At 40.7% G+C, this 21,765-nt stretch carries 22 protein-coding genes, 7 tRNA genes and 1 pseudogene; 12 read left to right on the top strand and 18 right to left on the bottom strand.

Annotated elements, in window-relative coordinates; translation table 11 throughout:
• The first annotated feature begins 476 nt into the window (after positions 1-476).
• A complete protein-coding gene (gene fadE / locus HHO47_RS06475; protein ID WP_169019560.1) occupies positions 477-2,933 on the top strand; it encodes an acyl-CoA dehydrogenase FadE in 2,457 nt (818 codons plus the stop codon).
• A gap of 324 nt (positions 2,934-3,257) precedes the next feature.
• Here the strand turns inward: fadE and HHO47_RS19630 are convergent.
• A pseudogene (locus tag HHO47_RS19630) lies at positions 3,258-3,565 on the bottom strand (ATP-binding cassette domain-containing protein); the annotation flags it as partial.
• A 163-nt stretch (positions 3,566-3,728) separates the two neighbouring features.
• Between HHO47_RS19630 and HHO47_RS06485 the strand changes: the two are divergent.
• Entirely contained in the window at positions 3,729-5,672 is a 1,944-nt protein-coding gene (locus tag HHO47_RS06485) for a S9 family peptidase (protein WP_169019561.1), read from the top strand.
• 63 nt (positions 5,673-5,735) lie between these two features.
• On the opposite strand, the gene HHO47_RS06490 is transcribed toward HHO47_RS06485, so the two are convergent.
• The 11 genes from HHO47_RS06490 to dnaQ all read right to left on the bottom strand — a co-directional run bounded on the left by HHO47_RS06490 (position 5,736) and on the right by dnaQ (position 9,625).
• The gene (locus tag HHO47_RS06490; RefSeq protein WP_248290937.1) at positions 5,736-6,299 is read right to left on the bottom strand and encodes a transcriptional regulator; all 564 of its coding nucleotides are present in this window, start codon (positions 6,297-6,299) and stop codon (positions 5,736-5,738) included.
• A 43-nt stretch (positions 6,300-6,342) separates the two neighbouring features.
• The gene (locus HHO47_RS06495) at positions 6,343-6,441 is read right to left on the bottom strand and encodes a helix-turn-helix domain-containing protein (RefSeq protein ID WP_169019562.1); all 99 of its coding nucleotides are present in this window, start codon (positions 6,439-6,441) and stop codon (positions 6,343-6,345) included.
• A gap of 231 nt (positions 6,442-6,672) precedes the next feature.
• Positions 6,673-6,749, bottom strand: a tRNA-Asp gene (locus HHO47_RS06500).
• A gap of 54 nt (positions 6,750-6,803) precedes the next feature.
• Positions 6,804-6,880, bottom strand: a tRNA-Asp gene (locus HHO47_RS06505).
• Positions 6,881-6,917: 37 nt separating this feature from the next.
• Positions 6,918-6,994, bottom strand: a tRNA-Asp gene (locus HHO47_RS06510).
• A 38-nt stretch (positions 6,995-7,032) separates the two neighbouring features.
• A tRNA-Asp gene (locus HHO47_RS06515) sits at positions 7,033-7,109 on the bottom strand.
• Between the two features lie 30 nt (positions 7,110-7,139).
• Positions 7,140-7,216: transfer RNA gene (locus HHO47_RS06520), tRNA-Asp, on the bottom strand.
• A gap of 41 nt (positions 7,217-7,257) precedes the next feature.
• A tRNA-Asp gene (locus tag HHO47_RS06525) sits at positions 7,258-7,334 on the bottom strand.
• 26 nt (positions 7,335-7,360) lie between these two features.
• A tRNA-Asp gene (locus HHO47_RS06530) sits at positions 7,361-7,437 on the bottom strand.
• A gap of 98 nt (positions 7,438-7,535) precedes the next feature.
• On the bottom strand, positions 7,536-8,912 hold the full coding sequence (locus tag HHO47_RS06535; protein WP_169019563.1) for a TIGR03503 family protein: 1,377 nt from the start codon (positions 8,910-8,912) through the stop codon (positions 7,536-7,538).
• 8 nt (positions 8,913-8,920) lie between these two features.
• Positions 8,921-9,625 (bottom strand): DNA polymerase III subunit epsilon, encoded by a 705-nt coding sequence (dnaQ, locus tag HHO47_RS06540; protein WP_169019564.1) that lies wholly within the window; start codon positions 9,623-9,625, stop codon positions 8,921-8,923.
• Positions 9,626-9,693: 68 nt separating this feature from the next.
• On the opposite strand from dnaQ, the gene rnhA reads away from it, so the two are divergent.
• Complete coding sequence (gene rnhA, locus HHO47_RS06545) at positions 9,694-10,161, top strand: ribonuclease HI (RefSeq protein WP_169019565.1); 468 nt, start codon at positions 9,694-9,696, stop codon at positions 10,159-10,161.
• A gap of 137 nt (positions 10,162-10,298) precedes the next feature.
• Positions 10,299-11,156 (top strand): MBL fold metallo-hydrolase, encoded by an 858-nt coding sequence (locus HHO47_RS06550; RefSeq protein WP_169019566.1) that lies wholly within the window; start codon positions 10,299-10,301, stop codon positions 11,154-11,156.
• Here the strand turns inward: HHO47_RS06550 and HHO47_RS06555 are convergent.
• Positions 11,130-11,885 (bottom strand): class I SAM-dependent methyltransferase, encoded by a 756-nt coding sequence (locus HHO47_RS06555; protein ID WP_169019567.1) that lies wholly within the window; start codon positions 11,883-11,885, stop codon positions 11,130-11,132. The two genes, HHO47_RS06550 and HHO47_RS06555, sit on opposite strands and share 27 nt — an antisense overlap.
• A gap of 52 nt (positions 11,886-11,937) precedes the next feature.
• Here HHO47_RS06555 and gloB point away from each other — a divergent pair, with 52 nt between their 5' ends.
• On the top strand, positions 11,938-12,723 hold the full coding sequence (gloB, locus tag HHO47_RS06560) for a hydroxyacylglutathione hydrolase (RefSeq protein WP_169019568.1): 786 nt from the start codon (positions 11,938-11,940) through the stop codon (positions 12,721-12,723).
• A gap of 157 nt (positions 12,724-12,880) precedes the next feature.
• The gene (locus HHO47_RS06565; protein ID WP_169019569.1) at positions 12,881-14,464 is read left to right on the top strand and encodes a lytic transglycosylase; all 1,584 of its coding nucleotides are present in this window, start codon (positions 12,881-12,883) and stop codon (positions 14,462-14,464) included.
• A gap of 40 nt (positions 14,465-14,504) precedes the next feature.
• Here the strand turns inward: HHO47_RS06565 and HHO47_RS06570 are convergent, their stop codons facing one another.
• Both HHO47_RS06570 and truC read right to left on the bottom strand, forming a co-directional pair.
• On the bottom strand, positions 14,505-14,954 hold the full coding sequence (locus HHO47_RS06570) for a flavodoxin (RefSeq protein ID WP_169019570.1): 450 nt from the start codon (positions 14,952-14,954) through the stop codon (positions 14,505-14,507).
• A complete protein-coding gene (truC, locus tag HHO47_RS06575; RefSeq protein ID WP_169019571.1) occupies positions 14,954-15,718 on the bottom strand; it encodes a tRNA pseudouridine(65) synthase TruC in 765 nt (254 codons plus the stop codon). Before truC ends, HHO47_RS06570 begins: the two co-directional genes overlap by 1 nt.
• Positions 15,719-15,919: 201 nt before the next feature.
• Between truC and HHO47_RS06580 the strand changes: the two genes are divergently transcribed.
• Together HHO47_RS06580 and HHO47_RS06585 are read left to right on the top strand one after the other, a co-directional pair.
• On the top strand, positions 15,920-16,948 hold the full coding sequence (locus HHO47_RS06580) for a DUF3549 family protein (protein WP_169019572.1): 1,029 nt from the start codon (positions 15,920-15,922) through the stop codon (positions 16,946-16,948).
• Positions 16,949-17,248: a DUF3301 domain-containing protein gene (locus HHO47_RS06585; RefSeq protein WP_169019573.1), complete on the top strand. Its 300-nt coding sequence runs from the start codon at positions 16,949-16,951 to the stop codon at positions 17,246-17,248.
• A 657-nt stretch (positions 17,249-17,905) separates the two neighbouring features.
• Here the strand turns inward: HHO47_RS06585 and HHO47_RS06590 are convergent.
• The gene (locus HHO47_RS06590; RefSeq protein WP_169019574.1) at positions 17,906-18,547 is read right to left on the bottom strand and encodes a GNAT family N-acetyltransferase; all 642 of its coding nucleotides are present in this window, start codon (positions 18,545-18,547) and stop codon (positions 17,906-17,908) included.
• A gap of 154 nt (positions 18,548-18,701) precedes the next feature.
• Here HHO47_RS06590 and HHO47_RS06595 point away from each other — a divergent pair, with 154 nt between their 5' ends.
• The 3 genes from HHO47_RS06595 to HHO47_RS06605 all read left to right on the top strand — a co-directional run bounded on the left by HHO47_RS06595 (position 18,702) and on the right by HHO47_RS06605 (position 20,078).
• A complete protein-coding gene (locus HHO47_RS06595; protein ID WP_169019575.1) occupies positions 18,702-18,935 on the top strand; it encodes a DUF2789 domain-containing protein in 234 nt (77 codons plus the stop codon).
• Between the two features lie 88 nt (positions 18,936-19,023).
• The gene (locus HHO47_RS06600; protein ID WP_169019576.1) at positions 19,024-19,287 is read left to right on the top strand and encodes a hypothetical protein; all 264 of its coding nucleotides are present in this window, start codon (positions 19,024-19,026) and stop codon (positions 19,285-19,287) included.
• 17 nt (positions 19,288-19,304) lie between these two features.
• Positions 19,305-20,078 carry a Zn-ribbon-containing protein gene (locus HHO47_RS06605; protein WP_169019577.1) on the top strand — a complete coding sequence of 258 codons (774 nt, stop codon included), beginning with the start codon at positions 19,305-19,307 and terminating at the stop codon, positions 20,076-20,078.
• A 40-nt stretch (positions 20,079-20,118) separates the two neighbouring features.
• Here the strand turns inward: HHO47_RS06605 and syd are convergent, their stop codons facing one another.
• Complete coding sequence (syd, locus tag HHO47_RS06610) at positions 20,119-20,658, bottom strand: SecY-interacting protein (RefSeq protein WP_169019578.1); 540 nt, start codon at positions 20,656-20,658, stop codon at positions 20,119-20,121.
• Between the two features lie 59 nt (positions 20,659-20,717).
• Here syd and queF point away from each other — a divergent pair, with 59 nt between their 5' ends.
• Positions 20,718-21,563, top strand: a complete 846-nt coding sequence (queF, locus tag HHO47_RS06615) for an NADPH-dependent 7-cyano-7-deazaguanine reductase QueF (protein ID WP_169019579.1) — start codon at positions 20,718-20,720, stop codon at positions 21,561-21,563.
• Between the two features lie 28 nt (positions 21,564-21,591).
• Here the strand turns inward: queF and HHO47_RS06620 are convergent, their stop codons facing one another.
• Positions 21,592-21,756 (bottom strand): hypothetical protein, encoded by a 165-nt coding sequence (locus HHO47_RS06620; RefSeq protein WP_169019580.1) that lies wholly within the window; start codon positions 21,754-21,756, stop codon positions 21,592-21,594.
• Between the last annotated feature and the right edge of the window lie 9 nt (positions 21,757-21,765).

The following is a 21,765-nucleotide window of genomic DNA, read 5'->3' on the forward strand; positions in this document are numbered from 1 at the left end:
TGTGACCACCACATTGGTCACAGTTTTGGTCACAGTTTAGTATGCGATAACAATAACAGAATAAGACAGAATGAACAGCTTTAGACTAGCAAATACGGGGGTTTATGATGAGTTACGACAAGTTAATACTAAATGAAATCTAAAAAACGGACATGCCAAGCAACTCACACATAAAATAAATTAACCTTTAAAAAATTTTTATACTTTTAAAATACTGCTTTTTAAAAAGCAGTAAATCTGCAACTTAGCCGCATTGTTAAACATAAGTAAGGGCAAGGCAAGCAAGAAAACAGCTAAATACACGACTTAATTTTTTCTCAAATAAATCAAACTGACGAATCACTCACTTATCCGTATGCTGAGGTATACAGCGTATGATTTGCAACCTCTGAAATTTTCACTAAGCCACTTGATAATTATTCGCTCTAGCGCTACTCTAACCAAAGGTGGTCTGACCTCTATTAAGGATTGAATACATGACTCTCATATTTACACTTGGTTTAATCGTGTTGCTTAGCATCGCGAGTTACCATAGAGCGAGCTGGAATACTGCCCTAGGCGTTTCCATCGCAACACTTGTTATTGGTACCTTTGCGGGTGCTTTTGGTGCAATTAGCTGGTTGATATTTTTAATCATCGCTGTACCGCTGTCTGTTACTGGCATTCGCCAGCAATACATTATAAAACCAATCTTTGCTGCGTTTAAAAAAGTAACCCCTACCATGTCTGACACTGAAAAATCAGCTATTGATGCAGGTACTACGTGGTGGGAAGCCGATCTTTTTTGCGGCCGTCCTGATTGGAACAAATTACACCAATACCCAATGCCTAAATTGACAATCGAAGAGCAAGCCTTTATTGATGGTCCAGTTGAGGTGGTATGTAGTATGTTGGACGACTGGGAGGCAACTCATGAGTTAACCGATTTACCACAAGATGTTTGGCAATACCTAAAAGATAATAAATTCTTTGCCATGATCATTAAAAAAGAATATGGCGGCCTGCAATTTTCTGCCTTTGCACAATCGTGTGTACTGCAAAAGTTAACCAGTAAATCTACCCTGCTTTCGTCAATTGTGGGTGTACCTAACTCATTAGGTCCGGGCGAATTGTTACAACACTATGGTACAAAAGAACAAAAAGATCATTACTTACCACGTCTTGCTAGTGGTCAAGAGATCCCATGCTTTGCCTTAACTTCACCAGAAGCAGGCTCTGATGCCAGCGCCATTCCAGATTATGGTGTGGTATGTAAAGGTATGTGGGAAGGCAAAGAAGTCATTGGTCTTAGCCTAACGTGGAACAAACGTTACATTACACTTGCCCCCGTGGCAACGGTACTTGGTCTGGCATTTAAACTACAAGATCCAGATGGTCTACTAAGCGATGTTAAAGAACCAGGTATTACTTGTGCACTTATTCCTACAGACATGCCAGGTGTTGAAATTGGTCGTCGTCATTTCCCACTAAACGTACCATTTCAGAATGGTCCTACTCGTGGTAAAGACATTTTCGTACCGCTTGATTACATTATTGGTGGTCCTGAAATGGCTGGCCAAGGCTGGCGTATGCTGGTTGAGTGTTTATCGGTTGGTCGTGCAATCACGCTACCATCAAACTCAGTAGGCGGTATTAAAACCATCGCTCTTGCAAGTGGCTCATACAGCCGTATTCGTCGTCAGTTCCGTTTACCAATTGGTCAAATGGAAGGGGTTGAAGAGTCGCTTGCAAAACTTGCCGGTTACGCTTACAGCTCCGATGCAGCGGTAAGTATGTCAACAGGTGCTGTGGATTTAGGCGAAAAGCCATCGGTAGTATCAGCGATTATTAAATACCACTTAACAGAGCAAATGCGTGATTCGACTATCCATGCGATGGATATTCACGGTGGTAAAGGCATCATGCTTGGGCCAAATAACTACTTAGGTCGTGGCTATCAAGGTGCGCCGATTGCCATTACTGTTGAAGGCGCAAATATCTTAACCCGTAATATGATTATTTATGGTCAAGGTGCGATCCGTTGTCATCCATTCGTATTAACTGAATTAGGTGCCTGCGATATTGAAGAGCGTGAAGAAGCGCTAGCAGTATTCGATAAAGCCTTAATGGGCCACATTGGCTTTACCATATCTAACCTAGTACGTACTAAGTGGTTAGCATTTACTGGCGCTCGTTTTACCAGCACGCCTTATAAAGACGAAACTGCTGAGTTTTATCGAATTGCATCGCGCTTTAGTGCATCATTGGCATTGATGTCGGACATCAGCATGGCGGTATTTGGTGGTTCATTAAAACGTAAAGAACGTATTTCAGCACGGTTAGGTGATTTACTAAGTTACCTATATTTAGTGTCTGCAACGCTTAAACGTTATAACGACGAAGGCCGTAAAAAAGAAGATTTTGCATTGGTTCAATGGAGCTGTCAGGATCACCTTTACCACTGCCAACGTGCACTTGCTGATTTAATCAATAACATGCCGTCGGCTCCACTACGTGGTGTTTTAAAAGTATTGTTATTCCCGTTCGGTCGTCCAGTTCGCAAACCGACTGATAAACTTGAGCATAAATTAGCACAAATTTTACAAGTACCTAGCGAAACACGTGACCGTTTAGCAAGCTACGTATACTTAACAAATGAGCCACTTAACTTAGTGGGTCGCCAAGAGCAAACGCTTAAAGACGTGCTAGCAGTTGAGCCATTATTTGACAAAGTATGCCGTGAAAAAGGCGTTAAACTGCCTTTCTTCCAGCTTGATAAAGTCGCGCAAATGGGTCTTGAAGCAGGTATCTTAACCCAAGCCGAAGCTGACAAGCTGGCTGATGTTGAAAAAGCACGCTTAGATACCATTAATGTTGATGACTTTGACCCAGCTGACCTCTTAGCAGGCAAAGCCGCGCGTAACAGCATAGACAACAAGGCTGGCGCTGCTTAATCACACTTTGTAAATTAAGTAATTAAAGCAAGCAACACACCTGTTGTAATCATCCAAACCAGCGCATAATGCGCTGGTTTTTTTTGCGCTAAGGCCTGTTGTAATAAACACCAAACAACCCCTATTACTAGCAATAAGTTATTTGCGTGATTAAATAAAGCCCCTCGCCATATCAAAGCCCAGCTATTATGCATAAAAAATAACAGCCAAAAGCCTGTAAGTGACCTCAACTTTACTTTAGTGGTAAAACTAAAAGGTACCATCAAGGTACTTAGCGCGAACAACAGCACAAAACCACTATGATAAAGCAATGGATTGGCATCTTAAATATTCATCAAGTAAATTTAGTAAATACTGAATACTGGTTTGATCAAGGGCTGCGCTGGGTTCATCTAATAGTAAATACGGTGCATCTCGCATAAGCGCTAAAATTAACTGGCATTTCTTTTGGTTACCTGATGACAGCGCATCAAAACGAGTATTTAAAAATTCATTAAAATTAAACCCATCTATTATTGTCGTTGGCCATTAGGCGCTTCAATACATGTCTTAGGTGCTAAAAATTGCACGCTATAATCACTGTACAATATGTTTTCAGCGAACTGTTTGTGTAACCCAATGACTTCTATCATAAAAAATTCCTTGATTTAGAAAGTGAATTATAACTGGTTTTCTATTTTCGTGGGCTACATGGTTTATAACACTTTATTGCTGCTCAAATAGGCTAAGTACTTGCGTTTAAAAAACGTTCGGTTAACACTAAAAGTCTATAACTATAAACCAAGGAATGTATCTATGAAAAAAGCCCTCAAGCTTGCCTGTATTAGCTGTGCAGTAACCATTGCATTAGCAGGTTGCAGTCAGTCTAATAACTCAGCCTCTACCCCTGTGGTTACAAAGCAAACACAACAAGTAAAAACCTATACCGCTAAAACCTTCTTTGATACCACTTCAATTATGGGCAGTAGCTTTTCACCCAGTGGCGCTAAAGTATTAGTGAGCTCTGATGAAAGTGGTATTTACAGCTTGTATGAAGTCGATGCAAAAACAGGGGATAAAACTCGTTTAACAAATTTTGAAGACAGCACCTACCCTGTACGCTATTTTCCTAATGATGATCGGGTATTATTTACCAAAGATTCTGGCGGTAACGAACGCTACCACGTATACGTGCGTGAAGTTGACGGCACAACCAAAAATTTAACCCCAGGTGATGAGACCCGTGCAAGTTTTGCAGGATTTACAGAAGACGGCAGCCAGTTTTTTATCACCAATAACCAGCGCAATGCTAAATTTATGGACTTATACCGCGTTGATAGTAAAACCTATAAAGTCACCCCCGTTTATCAAAACACCCTTGGTTTAGATGTGGGTGCAATCAGCCCTGATGGTCGTTATATTGCGCTATCTAAAAATAACACTAATAAAGACAGTGATACCTTTATTCTTGATACCTATACAAAGTCACTCAAACCGCAATTAATTTCAAAGCATGACGCACCAGCACAATACAGTCCTGAAACCTTCTCAGCCGATAGCAAATCTTTATATTACTCAACAGACGCTAACGGTGAATTTTCACAAGTTTGGCGCTATGACTTAGCCTCAGGCGAACATAGCCCTGCATTAAAAGATGATTGGGATGTGAGTTTTATTTATTTTTCTAAATCGGGCCGCTATCAAGTAAGTGGTGTAAATGCCGATGCTAGCACCAAAGTAACAGTGATAGACACACAAACAGGCAAAGAAATTGCGATGCCTACATTACCCGCAGGCAACTTGCGCAGCGTTAACTTTTCAAGCGATGAAAAAACCATGGCGTTTTATCTAAACTCAGATACGTCGCCAAGTAATTTATTTGTGTGGCAAGTTGGCAGCAATCAAGCAAAACAGCTTACAAATACGCTAAGTAAAGAAATTAACCAAAACGACTTAGTTGAAAGCACAATCGTGCGCTTTAAAAGTTTTGATGGTTTAGAGATCCCTGGTGTTTTATACAAACCAAAACAAGCAAGCAGCACAAATAAAGTGCCTGCGCTTGTGTGGGTGCATGGTGGCCCTGGTGGGCAAAGCCGAACGGGTTATAGCGCAATGCAACAACATTTAGTGAACCATGGCTATGCTATTTTTGCCGTCAATAACCGTGGCAGCTCAGGGTATGGTAAAACATTCTTCCATTTGGATGATAAAAAGCATGGTACCGACGATCTGCAAGATATTGTCTACGGTAAAAAACACTTACAAAGCTTAGATTGGGTCGATGCAGATAAAATTGGCATCATGGGTGGAAGCTACGGCGGCTTTATGACTGCTGCTGCACTTGCCTTTGAACCAGAAGAATTCAAAGTGGGTATTAATATTTTTGGTGTTACTAACTGGGTGAGAACACTCAACTCTATTCCGCCGTGGTGGGAAAGTTTTAAAAAAGCGCTGTACGATGAAATGGGCGATCCTGCCACCGATGGTGAACGTCACCGTGCTATTTCACCGCTGTTTCATGCCGATAACATCACTAAGCCTTTAATGGTGATACAAGGTGCTAATGATCCACGCGTATTACAAGTTGAAAGCGATGAGTTGGTTGCTGCGGTTAAAGCTAATGGTGTGCCAGTAGAATATGTATTATTTGATGATGAAGGACACGGTTTTAGCAAAAAAGAAAACCGTATCAGCGCCTCCAACGCCTACCTAAACTTTTTAGATACTTACTTAAAAGAGTTATTTGGCCCACAAGGGTAATTGCAAGCCAATTTATATTAAAGCCTGCTGCGTTTTCATGTACGCAGGCTTTTTATTACTTTTTTATTGCTTGGTTAATCTGGGTTCCAGTAAAGCGAGCGCCAAACCAAATACAGCAGCAAAAATGCCTAAAAACTCAAGCCAACTATTGCCCGCATGAGGCATGGTTCGCGAGAGTTCATTTGCATTATAAACACGTTTACCTCCCTCAACCTCTTCGACAAATGATTCACCGACATACTCATCCATTAACTTAAAACTTGGTACCCTTCTGGCTAGTATTTCCCACCCTTTTTCTTCTCTTTTCTCGCGGTTTGACTCAATAATATAATTGCTCCAATGAGTATAAATATTCAGAGGTTCATCTTTTTTGATTACACCCAGTGATTTGTATTCGTAAAAGCGTTCACTGAACAGATAGTTTTTATGTCCTGCATAAAATAATGCACCGCCAAAAGAAATCAAAAACATAGCGAGGTATATAATTTTACGCTGTGCGACTGAGCTCTTTACTGCTTTACTTTTAAACCACAGCTCTACATCGGGTATTTGTATGAGTCTTGCTTTGTCATGGCTGGAAATGAGAGGCTTCATAAACTCATCAACTGAAAGATCTAATGCTATCAATAAAGCTCTAAATATTTCATTCGAGGGAATTGATTTATCGTTTTCAAGTTTGGATATATATACCCACTTGCTGGGCAAATTCAGGTTGGCTCAATTTTTTATTATTTCTCAGCTGCTTTAGTTGTTGACCTAATGTGCTCATTTTAGTGCTTCCTTTTTTAAAGTGAGACTAGATTCTTGGCTATTCATGCAGATATAAAAAGCTGAATATTAAAGAATAAGTAGGAATATTAGCAGGTTAGCAGTAAGTAGTCGATTTTTTAGCTGATAGCTGATAGCTGATAGCTGATAGCTGATAGCTGATAGCCAAAGAATCTTTTATTGAATTATTTAATCAAGGATTTTATAAACTTGTTATTGAGGAAATAACAAGTGGCGGAGTGGACGGGACTCGAACCCGCGACCCCCGGCGTGACAGGCCGGTATTCTAACCAACTGAACTACCACTCCGCAGTGGTATGTGCATGGGGTAATGCACTTACTAATTTTATTCATGATATCAAGTGGCGGAGTGGACGGGACTCGAACCCGCGACCCCCGGCGTGACAGGCCGGTATTCTAACCAACTGAACTACCACTCCGCAGAGATATCATTATACTTGTTATTACTTAATTTGTTGGCGGAGTGGACGGGACTCGAACCCGCGACCCCCGGCGTGACAGGCCGGTATTCTAACCAACTGAACTACCACTCCAGCATACAAATTTTGTAATATAACAGTATTTAAATAGTTGGCGGAGTGGACGGGACTCGAACCCGCGACCCCCGGCGTGACAGGCCGGTATTCTAACCAACTGAACTACCACTCCAGCGCATATTTAAACTGTTATTTTTCTTATTGGCGGAGTGGACGGGACTCGAACCCGCGACCCCCGGCGTGACAGGCCGGTATTCTAACCAACTGAACTACCACTCCATAATAAGAATATGTTTTACAACCATATGTTGTGTAAGCGTTGGCGGAGTGGACGGGACTCGAACCCGCGACCCCCGGCGTGACAGGCCGGTATTCTAACCAACTGAACTACCACTCCAGCTTTACTTACAAATTGTCGAAAATTGGCGGAGTGGACGGGACTCGAACCCGCGACCCCCGGCGTGACAGGCCGGTATTCTAACCAACTGAACTACCACTCCACATTTTCGTTGCTGTCTGAGTCACCCCTGACAGCGGCGTGAATAATACGAACCAACCCCTATTTCGTCAAGGGCTTTTTTGTTTTTTTACAGGTTTTTTAGTCATCTGACATCGAAAGGTTTAAAATTTCACCTGATTTATCATTTTTTGAACCATTTTTATCGAGTTCTTTTTTTTCTTCACTTTGCAGCTCATTTTCAGCTACTGTTTTTTTCTGCAAAAATGGCAGCTTAATTTTTGGCATAATCGATTTTTTCTGCACAAATACACGAATTGCTAACCAACCCAACAGCAAAACCAGTAAATTTCCGCCAACAATTAAACTAATAAATGTAATTGTTGCCATTAACTCGGCTTCCTTAGCAACTCTTTCAATCTCTTGTTGCTCTGCTTCACTAATAATTGGTGCTGGTAATTCAGGCACCACTTCAATTGGCCGCTCTATTTCAAATTTATAGGTCGGTAAAGTTGCCATAAATTCACGACCATTCACATTAGTGCCAAAAACCGACAGCTCGACACTGTATCGTCCCCAATCATAATTTTTAATCGTCAGCTGGCGGGTCAAACTGTTTTTAGCGTCAAGTGTAAACATTTGCTCTTCATTATTGGGGTAATAAATTTTACCTTGGATCAATACCGTCTCTGGTTGCACTATTTGGTTATCGAGGGTGATGGTTAAATGATGTTCTTGCAGGTCATCTTCAGCTAAAGCGATTTCATAACTAAAGGGAGGTTCTTTAACTTCGATAAGACCTTGTACGACCGTGCGCTTTAATAACGGGGTTTCAATATATAGCTCTGGTCGCCATTGTCCGGCTGGGAAAACTAATTTAAATTCACCGGTAAAAATACCATCTTTAGGACGCTCATCGAAACCACGGCCATCGTCTTTAAATTCAGCAACATTCTGAGTGCCTGCGCCAAAGTTCGCAAAGTCACTGTTGTTAGTGCTAATAAAATCAACATTTAAACTGACCACATCCCGAAACAAGCTCGCTTGGATCGGTTCACCATCATTTAGTATTTGCCCAGTAATTTTGACGGTTTCTCCACGAAACAGTAATGCAGGCAATGGCTCAACTTGTAGCTCTATTTCGCCAAGCACTACAATTTTGCTTTTCGGTAAAATACTGCCAACCACTTGCCAAGGGCCTGGCATAGGATTTTTTATGGTGATCAAGTCATAGCTGAGTTCATCAAACCATTGTAGGTTGTCATCTTTTCTCGCCGAAATTGCATAATATTTACTGCCATCGGGTTTTACCAATACCACTGCTGGTGCACCGGGCTTGCGAAAAAATAATAAGGTAATTTCATCAATTTTATAATCGATACGAAAACGATTTTCCAATAATGGAATTTCATTTTGCTGCCCAACACGTTGCAGTAAGGTTATTTTTTCTTCACTTGTTGCATTGCTGGTACTCGGTAACATCATTACTAAGCATACAGCTAACAGTATGTTTCTCATGCTTTGCCTTATTCGGCACGCCATAAACATTGGCTACCGACTAGATTTAATCGTTCTTCATGAGCCAGTTGCTCATCACTACTGGCATGTAATACAACCAATGGCGCTCGGTTGGGATCTAACCGACGCAATTCTTTTTGCTGCTGTTCACTACCTTGATTTTTATTTTGATTCAGATTGAGCTTAACCTGTCCCCCCGTCATCGCTAAATAAACGTCAGCTAAGATCTCAGAATCCAGTAGCGCGCCGTGTAAGGTACGCTTAGCGTTATCTACATCATAACGTCGGCATAACGCATCTAAGTTATTCTTCTGTCCTGGATGCAAGTCACGCGCCATTTTGAGGGTGTCGAGAACTTGGCAGTAATCATGGGTTTTTTGGTAACCTTGATTAAGCAACTCAAATTCATTATCCATATGGCCGACATCGAACGGCGCATTATGAATTACCAGCTCCGCCCCTCTAATATAGTCGAGAAACTCTTGAGCGATTTGGTGGAATAACGGTTTATCACGTAAAAATTCATTGGTGATACCATGAACATCAATGGCTTCTTCGTCACTTTTACGCTGCGGGTTAATATAAACGTGAAAGTTATTGCCGGTTAAACGACGATTCACTAATTCCACACAGCCAATTTCAATAATACGATGCCCTTGTCTAGGGTCGATGCCGGTGGTTTCTGTATCTAAAACTATTTGTCTACGTGCCATATCGAATTTAGCCTGACTCTGGTATCTTTCTATAATCACTTTATTGTACATAAGATCAAGGGAAAACAGTGCAAAAAACCGTAGAGATTTACACCGATGGTTCATGTTTAGGTAATCCGGGCCCCGGCGGTTATGGTATTTTTATGATTTATGAAGCCCATGAAAAAAAACTAAGCCAAGGTTACACACTCACCACCAATAACCGTATGGAAATGTTAGCTGCTATTGTTGCGCTAGAATCACTTAATCGTTCATGCGCTGTTACCCTGACTACCGACAGCCAATACGTAAAACAAGGTATTGAATCGTGGCTTGCTAACTGGAAGAAGCGAGGCTGGAAAACGGCTGCTAAAAAACCAGTTAAAAATGTCGATTTATGGCAGCGTCTTGATGCAGCTTGCGCCCGTCATAATGTGACTTGGAAGTGGGTGAAAGGCCATAGCGGCAATAAATACAACGAAATTGTTGATGATTTAGCACGCGATGCTGCTGGCAGTAAAGATTTATTAGTCGATGAAGGTTATAACCCTGAATAATATGAGTAGATAATTCATCGCAAACCATTTAACAACTTGATATATACCCAAACCACCTCAAGATGCAGAATTCGCATCTTGAAGTGGCTTGGGTATATGATATAAGATTTAGCTATATCATATAATGGAGTTGTTTCATGTCTATCTTGGTTGAGTCTTTTTTCCATCAACAAAGCGCTACATTTAGTTATTTAGTTAGTTGCCAAATAACTAAATCAACCATGTTAATTGATCCCCCAGCAGACTTTGATGCTCCCAGTGGTACGTTAAGTTTTTCTACTGCAAACGACATTATTATCTATATTAATGAAAACCAGCTTGCACTTGAGTGGATTTTAGAAAGCCATGCCCATGCTGATCATATAACGGCCGCCAGTTATATAAAGCAACGTTTAGCATCACAGCACCCATGTAAAATAGCAACTGGTTCCAAGATAACCCAAGTACAACAACACTTTAGCCGTCTATATGATATTGAAATGCCATGCGACGGTAGTCAATTTGAGCAATTATTTAATGACAATGATAGTTTTAAACTTGGCGAACAAGAAGTAACTATATTGGAAACTCCAGGGCATACTCCTGATAGCGTATGTTATTTGATTGCGGGTAACTTATTTGTTGGCGATACTTTTTTTATGCCCGATAGTGGCACAGCACGTTGCGACTTTCCAGGCGGCAGTGCCAAAGCCTTATATGCTTCACTGCAACGGATTTTAGCCCTGCCTGATAATACTATTTTATGGATGTGTCATGACTATCAACCAAATGGGCGGCCACTTGCGAATAAAAGCTCCGTAATTGAACAACGTACCACTAATATTCACTTACAAACTAATGAGCAAGACTATATCACTGCTCGTAATTCTCGCGATGCAACACTCAGCGTCCCAAAATTACTGCACCCCGCAATACAAATGAATATTCGCGCGGGGCAATTACCACAACAAAATACTCAAGCTTTTGTATCAATCCCGCTCACGGTGCTGCTTTGAGGTTTGTCGCAAACCGGCGCCTTTCACCGGAGCAAATTGAGGTCGCGCATGCCATTTGGGTTTAATGGGTGTTAAAGGGGCTACTCGCTTACGCGCCACCAGCATATAAACACTGCCCATCGGTTTTAAATATTGCTTGGTAAAACGTCGCCATGGCGCAAACCGTGACAAACGATTGCCACGTGCCAGCGATGAATAAATAAAACGTTCATCACTCACAATTTCAAAACCAAGTAAATTAAGCCAATCTTTGACACGTGCAGGGGTAAAAAAGCGCCCTGTCCAAGGTAACTTTTGGCCACTAAAGGGCAACAACTGCGCCAGTCCACATAAACTAAATGGGTTAAACCCGGTGATCACCATATACCCACCAGGTATTAAGGTACGGTGAGCTTCACGTAATATATGATGCGGATCAGTGTGATACTCTAAGCAATGGCTTAATATACATGCATCAACACTGTGTTCGTAAAATGGTAATTCATCGATATCTGCCACTACGCCAGTAAATGGCCCAGATTCAGCCACACACACCTGATGTTTTATAGTGCTTTTACTGGTGTTAAGTTCACCACTCAAATTTCCCAGTTTTAACATGTGATAGCCAAACATTCGCGGTAACCACTTGGCCATTTTACGTTCTATATCACTACGTAAATAGTCACCATGAGGAAACTCTTGCCACGACAGTGGTTTGGGTCCTTCTTGAAAACTAAGGGCTGGTTTCATACGCTGAGCTCGTTATACTGTTTGATATCGTTACTTTATAGAGCAATGTCATATGGTGCAAGTCAAAGCAATTAAAGCCTTTTATGATAATTACATTTGGTGCCTTAGCGAGCCTACCAGTGCGCAGGCATGGGTAGTTGACCCTGGTCAAGCTGAACCAGTCTTAACTTATTTAAGCCAAGCAGGTTTGACCTTAGCGGGTATTTTGGTTACCCATCATCATTATGACCATACTGATGGCGTAGCCGCTTTACGTGATAAATTTGCAGGTATTGATGTATATGGCCCACACAATAGTCCATTTAAAGGGATCACAAAGCCACTAATGGACGCTGATAAAATAACCGTACTTGGGACGGAATTTACTATCATAACCACACCCGGGCATACCTTAGATCATATTTGCTATACCAACCCAGCCCTCGCTTTTACTGGCGATACATTATTTAGTGGTGGCTGCGGACGCTTATTTGAAGGTACAGCAGAGCAAATGTACGACTCATTCAACAAACTAAAAACACTGCCGCATGATTGCAAAATTTATTGCACTCACGAATACACCCAAGCTAACTTAGCATTTGCATTAGCCGTTGAACCGGACAATCAAGACTTGCTTAATTACTCACATTGGGTTGACGAACAACAGAACAACGACTTAATCACTTTGCCGAGTACTTTAGGGCAAGAATTAAAAATAAACCCGTTTATGCGTAGCGAGCTGCCAAGCATTACCACGCTATTGCCTACACAATTTAAAGGATTCAGAAAAAACTCAGCACAAAAAACTGAACCTTGGCAAAACTTCGCAGGTCTGAGAACCTGGAAAGATCATTTTTAATATAATAAACCTGCCCTGTAGTTAATAAATCTAAGCAGATTATTTAGTTAGCTGGTAAACATCGGCATTGTTGCATATTTTAAACGGTCATAAAGTGGTAATACCAACTCATAACGGGTAGTATTCGCCGAGTTTTTTACCTGATGTATTGGTATTTATGAATAAATCCCCCCTCGTTTTAGCCTTGGCTTTAGTGCTAAGTGGTTGTCAAACCTTGACATCAACACAATCTGATGACGCTATCGTCAATCAAGCAGAGCAGCCACAACTTAATGGCGCCAGCCCACACGATATCAGTGAAGCATTGATGATCAATGCACAATACCAACAAGTTAACGACTTGGATGATGCACCACCCGTTTTTGATGATGTGTGGGAGCGAATTCGTTACCAATTATCAATTGAAGTCCCCCAAAATCGCCCTGTTGTGACTGAGCGTAATTATTATGCTAAGCATCAAGCTTATTTAGATCGCATCTCAAAACGTGCCGAGCCCTATTTACACTTTATCGTAGAAGAAGTTGAAAAGCGGGAAATGCCAGTTGAAATTGCACTGCTGCCTATTGTGGAAAGTGCCTTTGATCCGTTTGGCTACTCATACCGCAGTGCATCGGGTATTTGGCAATTTATGCCACAAACTGGTGAGCGTTTTGATTTAAAGCAAAACTGGTGGTACGACGGCCGTCGTGACATTGTACAATCAACCCGTGCGGCACTTGATTACCTGTCTTATTTACATAAAATCTTAGAGGGTGATTGGCTCAACGCCATCGCGGCCTATAACTCAGGTGAAGGGCGTTTATTACGCGCCATAAAAAAGAACCGTAAAAAACACTTACCTACTGATTTTTGGTCTCTTGATTTACCCAGTGAAACCACCACCTATGTACCAAAGCTATTAGCATTAGCAGACTTACTAAAACGCCAAGATGACTTTGGGGTAAAGTGGAACCCGATTATCAATGCACAAGTTGTTGAAGCCGTTGATGTAGGTTCACAAATTGATTTAGCACTGGCCGCGGAGATGGCAGACATTAGCCTGACTGAGTTATATCGTTTAAATCCAGGATTTAATCGCTGGGCAACGGATCCTAACGGTCCTCACTTTTTATTATTACCAACAGATAAAGTTGAGCAGTTTCAACTGTTATTAGCTAAAACAGCGATGAAAGATCGTCTGCGTTGGCAACAATATATTGTCGCAAGCGGTGACAGTTTATCGGTGATTGCGAAAAAGTTTGCCACCAGTACTAGCGCAATCAAATCACTCAATAAACTCAAGTCAAATACCATTCGTATTGGTCAGCAATTATTAGTGCCGTTAAGTGATGGCGCAATTAATAGCGAACACCTGCCAAAACAAATGCGTATGGCGGTGAATAATAATAGTCAAAAGAAGCTCTCCCATACGGTTAAAAATGGCGATACTTTATGGGATATAAGCCGAGAGTACGATGTAACTATTAATGAACTCGCTAGCTGGAATAAACTTAAAAAGAATAGTGTATTACGTTTAGGACAAAAGTTAACGGTTTATCAGAGCGCTAAAAAACCTCAGGCGTTAGCCAGTACCAATCGAACAATCACCTATAAAGTTCGCCGTGGTGACTCTCTGGCTCGCATTGCAGCTAAGTTTAATTTAACAGTCAACGATATTATCAAATGGAACGACTTATCAGGACAAAAGTATTTACAACCAGGGCAAAAGTTAAAGCTTAAAGTTGACGTAAAAAGTACCTGAAAAAACAATAAAAAAGAGCGTTTTCGCTCTTTTTTATTATCTACTGAGGTAGCTTAGCTAACCACTCTTGGAGCCATGGCTGAGTTACTGGCCAAGGTTCAAAATCTTCACAGGCATCGATTTCTAAACGATGACCGATAGGTTGTGCTTGTAAGTCACGAAATAACTCATCAAAACTTCGCCCTGCGCCACAAAACGTATCACCATAACTTAGGTCGCCCATGGCGATAATACCGTATGGCTTAGCGGTTAACATAGGAGAAGTGCTATTCAACTCATTAAAAAAACCAGCAAGGTTGTCAGGAATATCACCTTGCCCGGTGGTCGAGGTGATCACTAAAATATGTGTGGCTTGCTGAATATCTGCAATGGTTGGTTGATCAACTAAATTTACGTTGTGCCCTGCTTGTTTTATTGCGTCAATAACATCGTCACTTAAACGCTCGGCACCACCATAAACACTGCCTACAAATATGCTAATAGTTGCCATTAATAATCCTTCTCTTGATGTGGCCAGCCAAGCTGTTGACAAATAGTGAGCATTGCTTCACCTAGCGGCGCTTTAATATTGACCTGTTGTTGGGTATAAGGGTGCACAAAATTTAGTTCAGTTGCAAATAACATTAACCGACGTAATGCAAAATGCTCTCTAAAAAATTGGTTATGCTGATTATCACCATGATTAACATCACCAATAATAGGCAGTGATAAATGTTTTAAGTGACGACGGATTTGATGCTTACGCCCTGTTTTAGGAAAGCACTCCACCAGCGAATAGCGCACTGTTGGGTATTTATCAATTGGTATCGCTAACATTGCTTGCTGCAAGCAGTTAAACTGAGTTTGTGCTTGTTGCGGGGCTTTATTTTGATCAGCAAACTTGTCAGCAATTTTATCTAGCTGTTCTTTCAGTGGCTTATCTAAAAACACCGAGTCAGGGGCAAATCCGCGTACTAAAGCCAAATAACGCTTAGTTATTTGATTATCAATAAACAACTGATTGATATCACGCGCAGCTTCAGAGCTTAGTGCAAAAAGTAATACCCCAGAAGTTGGTCTGTCTAAGCGGTGCACTGGAAAAACATGCTGGCCAATTTGATCTCGGAGCATTTGCATCGCAAATTGCGTTTCGTGTTTATCTAAAAATGATCGGTGTACTAACAGTCCTGAAGGCTTATTAATTGCGATATAGTTTTCATCACGGTACAAAATTTCGAGTTCGCCAAATTCAACTGGCTCAGGGCGTTCACTCATCACAACTTCCTAATACAATATCAAGCTCTGTCAGTAATGAGATCACATCGCCACCACCGGGTTGATGCGTTAAGTAGGTTTGGGTCTGTTGGTACATAACCACCCTTGTTGATTATCATTGCTTGATTATACCCTGTTCCCACATGGCCTGCTATGGCGTATAATTTAACGAATTTTGCAGTAAAAAATCAGTGGATCATTATGACCGAGCAAATCGCAACTTTAGGCCAATTACTTGATGGCGCAGGCACAAATTGGCGCGTTTTTGATATTGGCAGACATATTACCAAGTTAAATAAAAAGCAATTTTTAGCCATTGAGCAAGCACAGATCCCCTATCCTTTCCCACTTGCGGGTCATGCATGGTTAGCTATTCAGTTTTGGGATAGCAAAGTGAGTAGCGAGCCCTACGTGTGGTTTTTAAAGTTTCCAGTTGATGAGCAAAGTAAGCTGGTTTGTGCAAGCCGTGATCACTTTGCCAATATGGTGATAGCAGCACTTGGCAATGATTTAACCGGCGAACAAGCCGACGGTAAACTTGATAATAACCCTTATGTATTCGCGCCTAATGCCAATAAACTTGCAGCATTCAATGCGCAATTAAAAGTATTATTAAAGCAACCCGCTTCACAATATTATGAATACACGCAATTGTATTTTAGCGGCAAACTTGGATTTGATAACTGGCAAAGTGTTGCAGTACAAGGTATTGCTGATTTTGCGTTGCGCTTAGATAGCGATAAAAATCTAGCGTCATTACAACAAGCGTGGGAGCAACTGCCTGCTGAAGTGTTACAACCGCTCAGTGCAATGCTTGAACATGTTGAAATCCCACCCGTATTAAGCGAGCAACTGCTAAGCTACGCTAAACAAGCTATTGCACAAAAAGATATCCTTGCCCTGTGTTGCACTTTAAGAGCAATGTCAAAGGCACAAGCACACACTCTGACAGTACAATTAGTCGATGTTATTTTGCATTCAGATATCGCGACTGAATCAGATGTTACTCAAACCATCGCAGGACGCTGTTTTAACTTACTGAGCGATCCAGAGCGGTTACATATTTTTATGGACAATTGCGCCCATCATCAGCAAAATGAAGAACTTTTCCCAAGTATTTTTGCTGACTTAGTTGCAATACCAAGTATTCGACCACACTTATTAGGTTTACTTCGTAAAGAAAATCGCAGCGAAACCCTCGCGCGAGCAATTGGAAGGTTATTCTCGTAAATGGCAAGTTTATGGACATTCATTATCATTGGTAGTGTAATTTATTTGTTTTGGCTTAATCGTAAAGTTGCTGAAGCTGCCAACGCACATGCAAAACGTCAAAGCGACCAGCTACAAGTGCAATTAATGAGTGTAGCCTGCACTAAACGCCGCTTTGGCCTTTTAAAAAGCGGCAAACCGGGTATCAAAAGCGAGTTTATTTTTGAATTTTCCAGTGATGGTGAAAGCGTTTATCAAGGGGTGTTATTTATGGAAAATGAAATGCTGAAAAGCGTTTTAGTACCGCCGCATAAGATTTAGTAGAAGTTAGCAGAATATTTTAAAGTTTAATCATTCACAACAAAAACTGAGGCGTAACATATAGCTACGCCTAAATCTCACATCATCCATAATAAGGCATCCATACCTACGCCGAAGCACCCATTTTTATCTATCCCCTGAACGGGTATATATCCAAATACACCCTCACACTGCATCCATACAATATCCTACACATCCTAGTGTTATCCTCTTTGCCTACCTGGCCGTCCTGCGTTTGTAAACGCTCCTATTACTTCCTGTAATATAATCCTTTGGGTTGTCCTTATCACTAGCTCCGCTAATGTGCCGCATCCTGGCAGTGTCCTTATTCGTCCTTGCATCCGTGTTAACTTGTCCGTTTGCTTCCTGCTAAGCTTCATGCTTAATTGCTATAATCCATTTCCTTGGCAGCAGCTCATTCATTGAGTCTGTGTCGTCTTGACAAAGTAAAGTTTAAAGCAAAGTAGACTCAACGATAGTTACAAATAATAATAATTTTCATGTAACAATTTTGCAAAAATAACATATATGATAAAAAACAATAAGTTAAAACTTTGACTACACTATTTATAGGGGAATAAACGGCTAAAACGCACGATAATGTAGGATATCTCTCACAGTGATATTTCCATAATGGCGTTTTATCCTAAATCAATGCTATTGAGCTGATTTAAACAGCAGTTCACCTTGTACATTGTTAAAAGTCAGTTGTTGTAAGTGCACAAAACCTTCACTGGCAAAAAATGCGGTGTGCTGCTCTTGAGTAACAAAAACTGCCATTCCTGAAGTATCATCATTACTTTGAACTAAATCATTCAAGCCTCGTAATAGATGACGTCCAAGGCCTTCACCATGGAAATGCGGATCAACGGCAATAAAGGCTAAAAAATAATAGTTTCCTTGTGCTGAAAGTGCATCACGGATCGTTTGCTCTTTTTCAATTAATTGATTTGTTTGCAAGTAGCCGGCGCTAAGCATTAACTTTAAACGCCAGTGCCAATAGCGCTGTGCTTGCAGCTGACTTGATGATTCGAAAACACACGCAACCGCTTTTAAACGATCATTCTTATATAAACCAATCAACGGCTGTTTTTCTTGCCAGAAAGTACTCAGCTCTTCACGGATCAGAGCACGTAATTTTTTCTCATAAACCGCTTTATTCACCTCACTATAATTGAGCATTGGTTGCAATAGCGGATCATCATGATAAGCTTGATATATTAAGCTCGCAGCAATACTGATATCTTCTGCAGCGATGTATTGAACTCGAAATGTCTCATTTTCACTCTCAACTGTCATAGCTAGTCCTTTTTATTTGTTTTGATTTTTTGTACATCAACAACTATAGGTATATTCCTATCTGCGTTAAAAGGCAAATTCAGCGGGTGTTAAACTCTCACAACCCATCATCAAGTTCTATAATTGTTTTACCGTTATCATCAAGGAACATAACATGGATTGCACTAAGCACGATATCAATACCTTATTCCAGCAACTCGGTTTACCAAGTTCGGATGGCGAAATTGATACTTTTATTGCTACTCATTCACTACCTGCCACAACGCTCTTACAAGACGCTCCTTTTTGGGATCAAGCACAACAACATTTTATTGCTGAATCGCTAGCGCAAGATAGTGACTGGAGTGAAGTAATTGACGAGTTGGATGTACGTTTACGTCAGCAGTAAAAGTACTTGGCTACGGCCAATCACCTGTTATTATACTCGGCGCAACACATCTTATGTTATGCCTTACTTTAAAGAGTTTAAAAATCGAATGAATGCTGTTGTTTTTGATGCAATTAAAGCCCTTCTTGATGAAGGCAAAATTCCTACTGTAGCTTTAACTAAAAGTAAACTAACACAACCTATTCCATTGCCTGTTATTATTGCTGCTGTTAGCCAATATAAAAATAACCCTGATTCTATCCATAATTTAGCCAAACAAGCTCAACAAAAAAGTGAAACTGTGGATAACTCAAGTCAACTTGATCGCATTGAAGCTAAACTAGATCGCTTACTTGCACTACTTGAAAAATAATAAATTAGAGATCCATTATGTTTGTTATTGATTTAACGTTTGATTGTTACCAAGATACGACCCTTGAAAATGCCGAACAAGCGATAAACCGCTTAGTTAATGCACTGCGCTTTAATGGTCAAATAATGGGAGAAGAATTCCCAACAGTATTAAAAGATGGCTACTTTGTAACGCGTGTTATGTGCCCTACTGATGATGCAATGCACCCGCTCAACAATAGTCCATTTGTAAAACACAGTATTGATAAATTACATAGCGCAGGATTGCTGGCACCAAAAGTAAAAGTCATCGGCCAAGATATTCACTCTAATGGTGCTGATGAATGTCATGAACCATCCAGCTATATTTTATATACAACCTATGTGCATACATGTAGTCCGCTGTATTGTGGTGATGACTTTTTACCCGTTCCGTTGTTTAAAATACCCGCTATTGCCAATGGTGATTATAAAACTTTAATAAAATGGCAAGAAGACTGGCAAGCTTGCGACCAAATTCAAATTAATGGTGCAACGCGTTGTGAATTTCCTGCATTAGATGAAATATCAAATATTTATAGCGATCTTTCGCGACGCGGTAAAGATATTGCCAAACGTGTTAGCTTTTTAACTAAAAAACCAGTTTATTATTATTTGTATCGGGTTGGTGGTAAAGACAAAACATCTGAGCTTGAACGCAAATGCCCAGGTTGTAATAATGAGTGGAAGTTACCTGAATCATGGTTTGGCTTATTTGATTTTAGATGTGAACCATGTGGTTTAGTGTCTAATATATCGTGGGATTTTCAGTAATAAAAACGAAAGGGAACTGCGGTTCCCTTTTTTAGCATTATTATATTTCAAGTGCCGCAATAAACTCCTCAAGATTAGCCGCTAAGACATGATGCGGTTTCTTTCCTACATACTCCAAACATACTTCGCCTGAAGAAATTAATACTGATACTAATAAGTCGTCTTGATCCGTTAGGCCTATAAATACCGTTGGCTCTTGCTTAAGCTTACGCTTCATCAATACATGCCCGGTTATATTTTGCTGTAGTAAATCAAAATCATCTTCACTCCAAACTTGCAGTAACTCCACGCTATGTTGGTTTATTTTGGCTGTAATTGCGCCTGCGAAAAATGCGCCATAGTATTCATTCAGTGCTTCTGGAAATTCAACCTCAAGAGCTGCTGCTAAATCAGTTAAAGAGCCTGTAGGACTGCGACGCGTCGCCTGCCACTGGATCATACCATTTGCATCCGCACTGCCAACCTCACAAGGGCTTGACCAATCACTGTCGTGCTCAATACATGGTAATAAATCTGTTTGCTCTAACTGGCGCTGGGCAAAATGTTGATGAAGTTGTTCTAATTCTTTAGCAATACTCATACTGTGAAACTCATAAGCTTTAGGTATAATGGCGCTATTGTAACTATAAAAGACGTAACATGACAGATTACAGCAATTCACCTGAACTAAAAGGCAGCGTACTTGGCCAATCAACCGAGTATGTAGATACCTACACACCGAGCTTATTGTTTCCGATCGCGCGTAAACTTAACCGCGATGATTTAAACATTGATGAAAGTGCCTTACCCTTTAAGGGTCAAGATCTTTGGACTGGCTATGAGCTGTCGTGGTTAAACGCAAAAGGTAAACCTGTGGTTGCCGTGGCCACCTTTGAATTTCCTTGTCAAAGTAGCCATATCATTGAATCAAAGTCTTTTAAGTTATATTTAAATAGCTTTAATCAAAGCCGTTTTGATTCAATTGATGACGTACAGGCTATTCTAACTGCGGATCTATCGACAGCAGTAGCAAAGCCCGTCAATGTTACTTTGTACAGCCCGAGTGATTATAACTGTTTACCCTGTACACCGTTGCCTGGTGAGTGCATTGACGACTTAGACATTGAAATTGATAACTACCATTTGCATGCTAACTCTTTGCAAGCGGTCGCGACAAATACAGTGACTGAAACACTGCACAGTCACTTATTAAAATCTAATTGCTTGATCACCTCACAACCTGACTGGGCGAGTATTATTATTCGCTATACCGGTGAGCAAGTATGTAAAGAATCTTTATTGCGGTATTTGATTTCTTTTCGTACTCATAATGAGTTTCATGAGCAATGTGTTGAGCGTATTTATTGTGACTTAATCACGCAATTGAAGATTAGCAAGCTTGAAGTTTATGCCCGTTACACCCGCCGTGGTGGCCTTGATATCAACCCATATAGATCCACAGATCACGATACAATACCATTTAACGTGAAAATAAACCGCCAATAATAGGTATTTATTGCCTATACGCCGCACCCTAAGGTAGAATAATTTTAATGATATTATCAGCGTCTAACATTCGCCATTCTGATGCGCTTGCATTACTCATTACATCACTGACTGTTGGTTGTTCAAGCGTGTTTGCCACGCTTGTTTGACTCAAGATTAACGCAACAGCAGCTAAACATGACTTGTTCAACATATCATTTCC

Origin of the sequence: Pseudoalteromonas arctica, from assembly GCF_012927645.1 — a bacterium.
Classification (GTDB): domain Bacteria; phylum Pseudomonadota; class Gammaproteobacteria; order Enterobacterales; family Alteromonadaceae; genus Pseudoalteromonas; species Pseudoalteromonas arctica_A.

Bases quoted from the DNA above. Each gene is read 5' to 3' on its own strand.
- HHO47_RS06585 (WP_169019573.1), top strand. From the start codon at position 16,949: ATGGCAAGTTTATGGACATTCATTATCATTGGTAGTGTAATTTATTTG.
- HHO47_RS06485 (WP_169019561.1), top strand. From the start codon at position 3,729: ATGAAAAAAGCCCTCAAGCTTGCCTGTATTAGCTGTGCAGTAACCATT.
- HHO47_RS06495 (WP_169019562.1), bottom strand. From the start codon at position 6,441: ATGAGCACATTAGGTCAACAACTAAAGCAGCTGAGAAATAATAAAAAA.
- HHO47_RS06535 (WP_169019563.1), bottom strand. From the start codon at position 8,912: ATGAGAAACATACTGTTAGCTGTATGCTTAGTAATGATGTTACCGAGT.
- HHO47_RS06605 (WP_169019577.1), top strand. From the start codon at position 19,305: ATGTTTGTTATTGATTTAACGTTTGATTGTTACCAAGATACGACCCTT.
- HHO47_RS06555 (WP_169019567.1), bottom strand. From the start codon at position 11,885: ATGAAACCAGCCCTTAGTTTTCAAGAAGGACCCAAACCACTGTCGTGG.
- HHO47_RS06580 (WP_169019572.1), top strand. From the start codon at position 15,920: ATGACCGAGCAAATCGCAACTTTAGGCCAATTACTTGATGGCGCAGGC.
- HHO47_RS06595 (WP_169019575.1), top strand. From the start codon at position 18,702: ATGGATTGCACTAAGCACGATATCAATACCTTATTCCAGCAACTCGGT.
- syd (WP_169019578.1), bottom strand. From the start codon at position 20,658: ATGAGTATTGCTAAAGAATTAGAACAACTTCATCAACATTTTGCCCAG.
- fadE (WP_169019560.1), top strand. From the start codon at position 477: ATGACTCTCATATTTACACTTGGTTTAATCGTGTTGCTTAGCATCGCG.
- dnaQ (WP_169019564.1), bottom strand. From the start codon at position 9,625: ATGGCACGTAGACAAATAGTTTTAGATACAGAAACCACCGGCATCGAC.
- gloB (WP_169019568.1), top strand. From the start codon at position 11,938: ATGGTGCAAGTCAAAGCAATTAAAGCCTTTTATGATAATTACATTTGG.
- HHO47_RS06565 (WP_169019569.1), top strand. From the start codon at position 12,881: ATGAATAAATCCCCCCTCGTTTTAGCCTTGGCTTTAGTGCTAAGTGGT.
- HHO47_RS06600 (WP_169019576.1), top strand. From the start codon at position 19,024: ATGAATGCTGTTGTTTTTGATGCAATTAAAGCCCTTCTTGATGAAGGC.
- HHO47_RS06620 (WP_169019580.1), bottom strand. From the start codon at position 21,756: ATGTTGAACAAGTCATGTTTAGCTGCTGTTGCGTTAATCTTGAGTCAA.
- HHO47_RS06570 (WP_169019570.1), bottom strand. From the start codon at position 14,954: ATGGCAACTATTAGCATATTTGTAGGCAGTGTTTATGGTGGTGCCGAG.
- queF (WP_169019579.1), top strand. From the start codon at position 20,718: ATGACAGATTACAGCAATTCACCTGAACTAAAAGGCAGCGTACTTGGC.
- HHO47_RS06550 (WP_169019566.1), top strand. From the start codon at position 10,299: ATGTCTATCTTGGTTGAGTCTTTTTTCCATCAACAAAGCGCTACATTT.
- HHO47_RS06590 (WP_169019574.1), bottom strand. From the start codon at position 18,547: ATGACAGTTGAGAGTGAAAATGAGACATTTCGAGTTCAATACATCGCT.
- truC (WP_169019571.1), bottom strand. From the start codon at position 15,718: ATGAGTGAACGCCCTGAGCCAGTTGAATTTGGCGAACTCGAAATTTTG.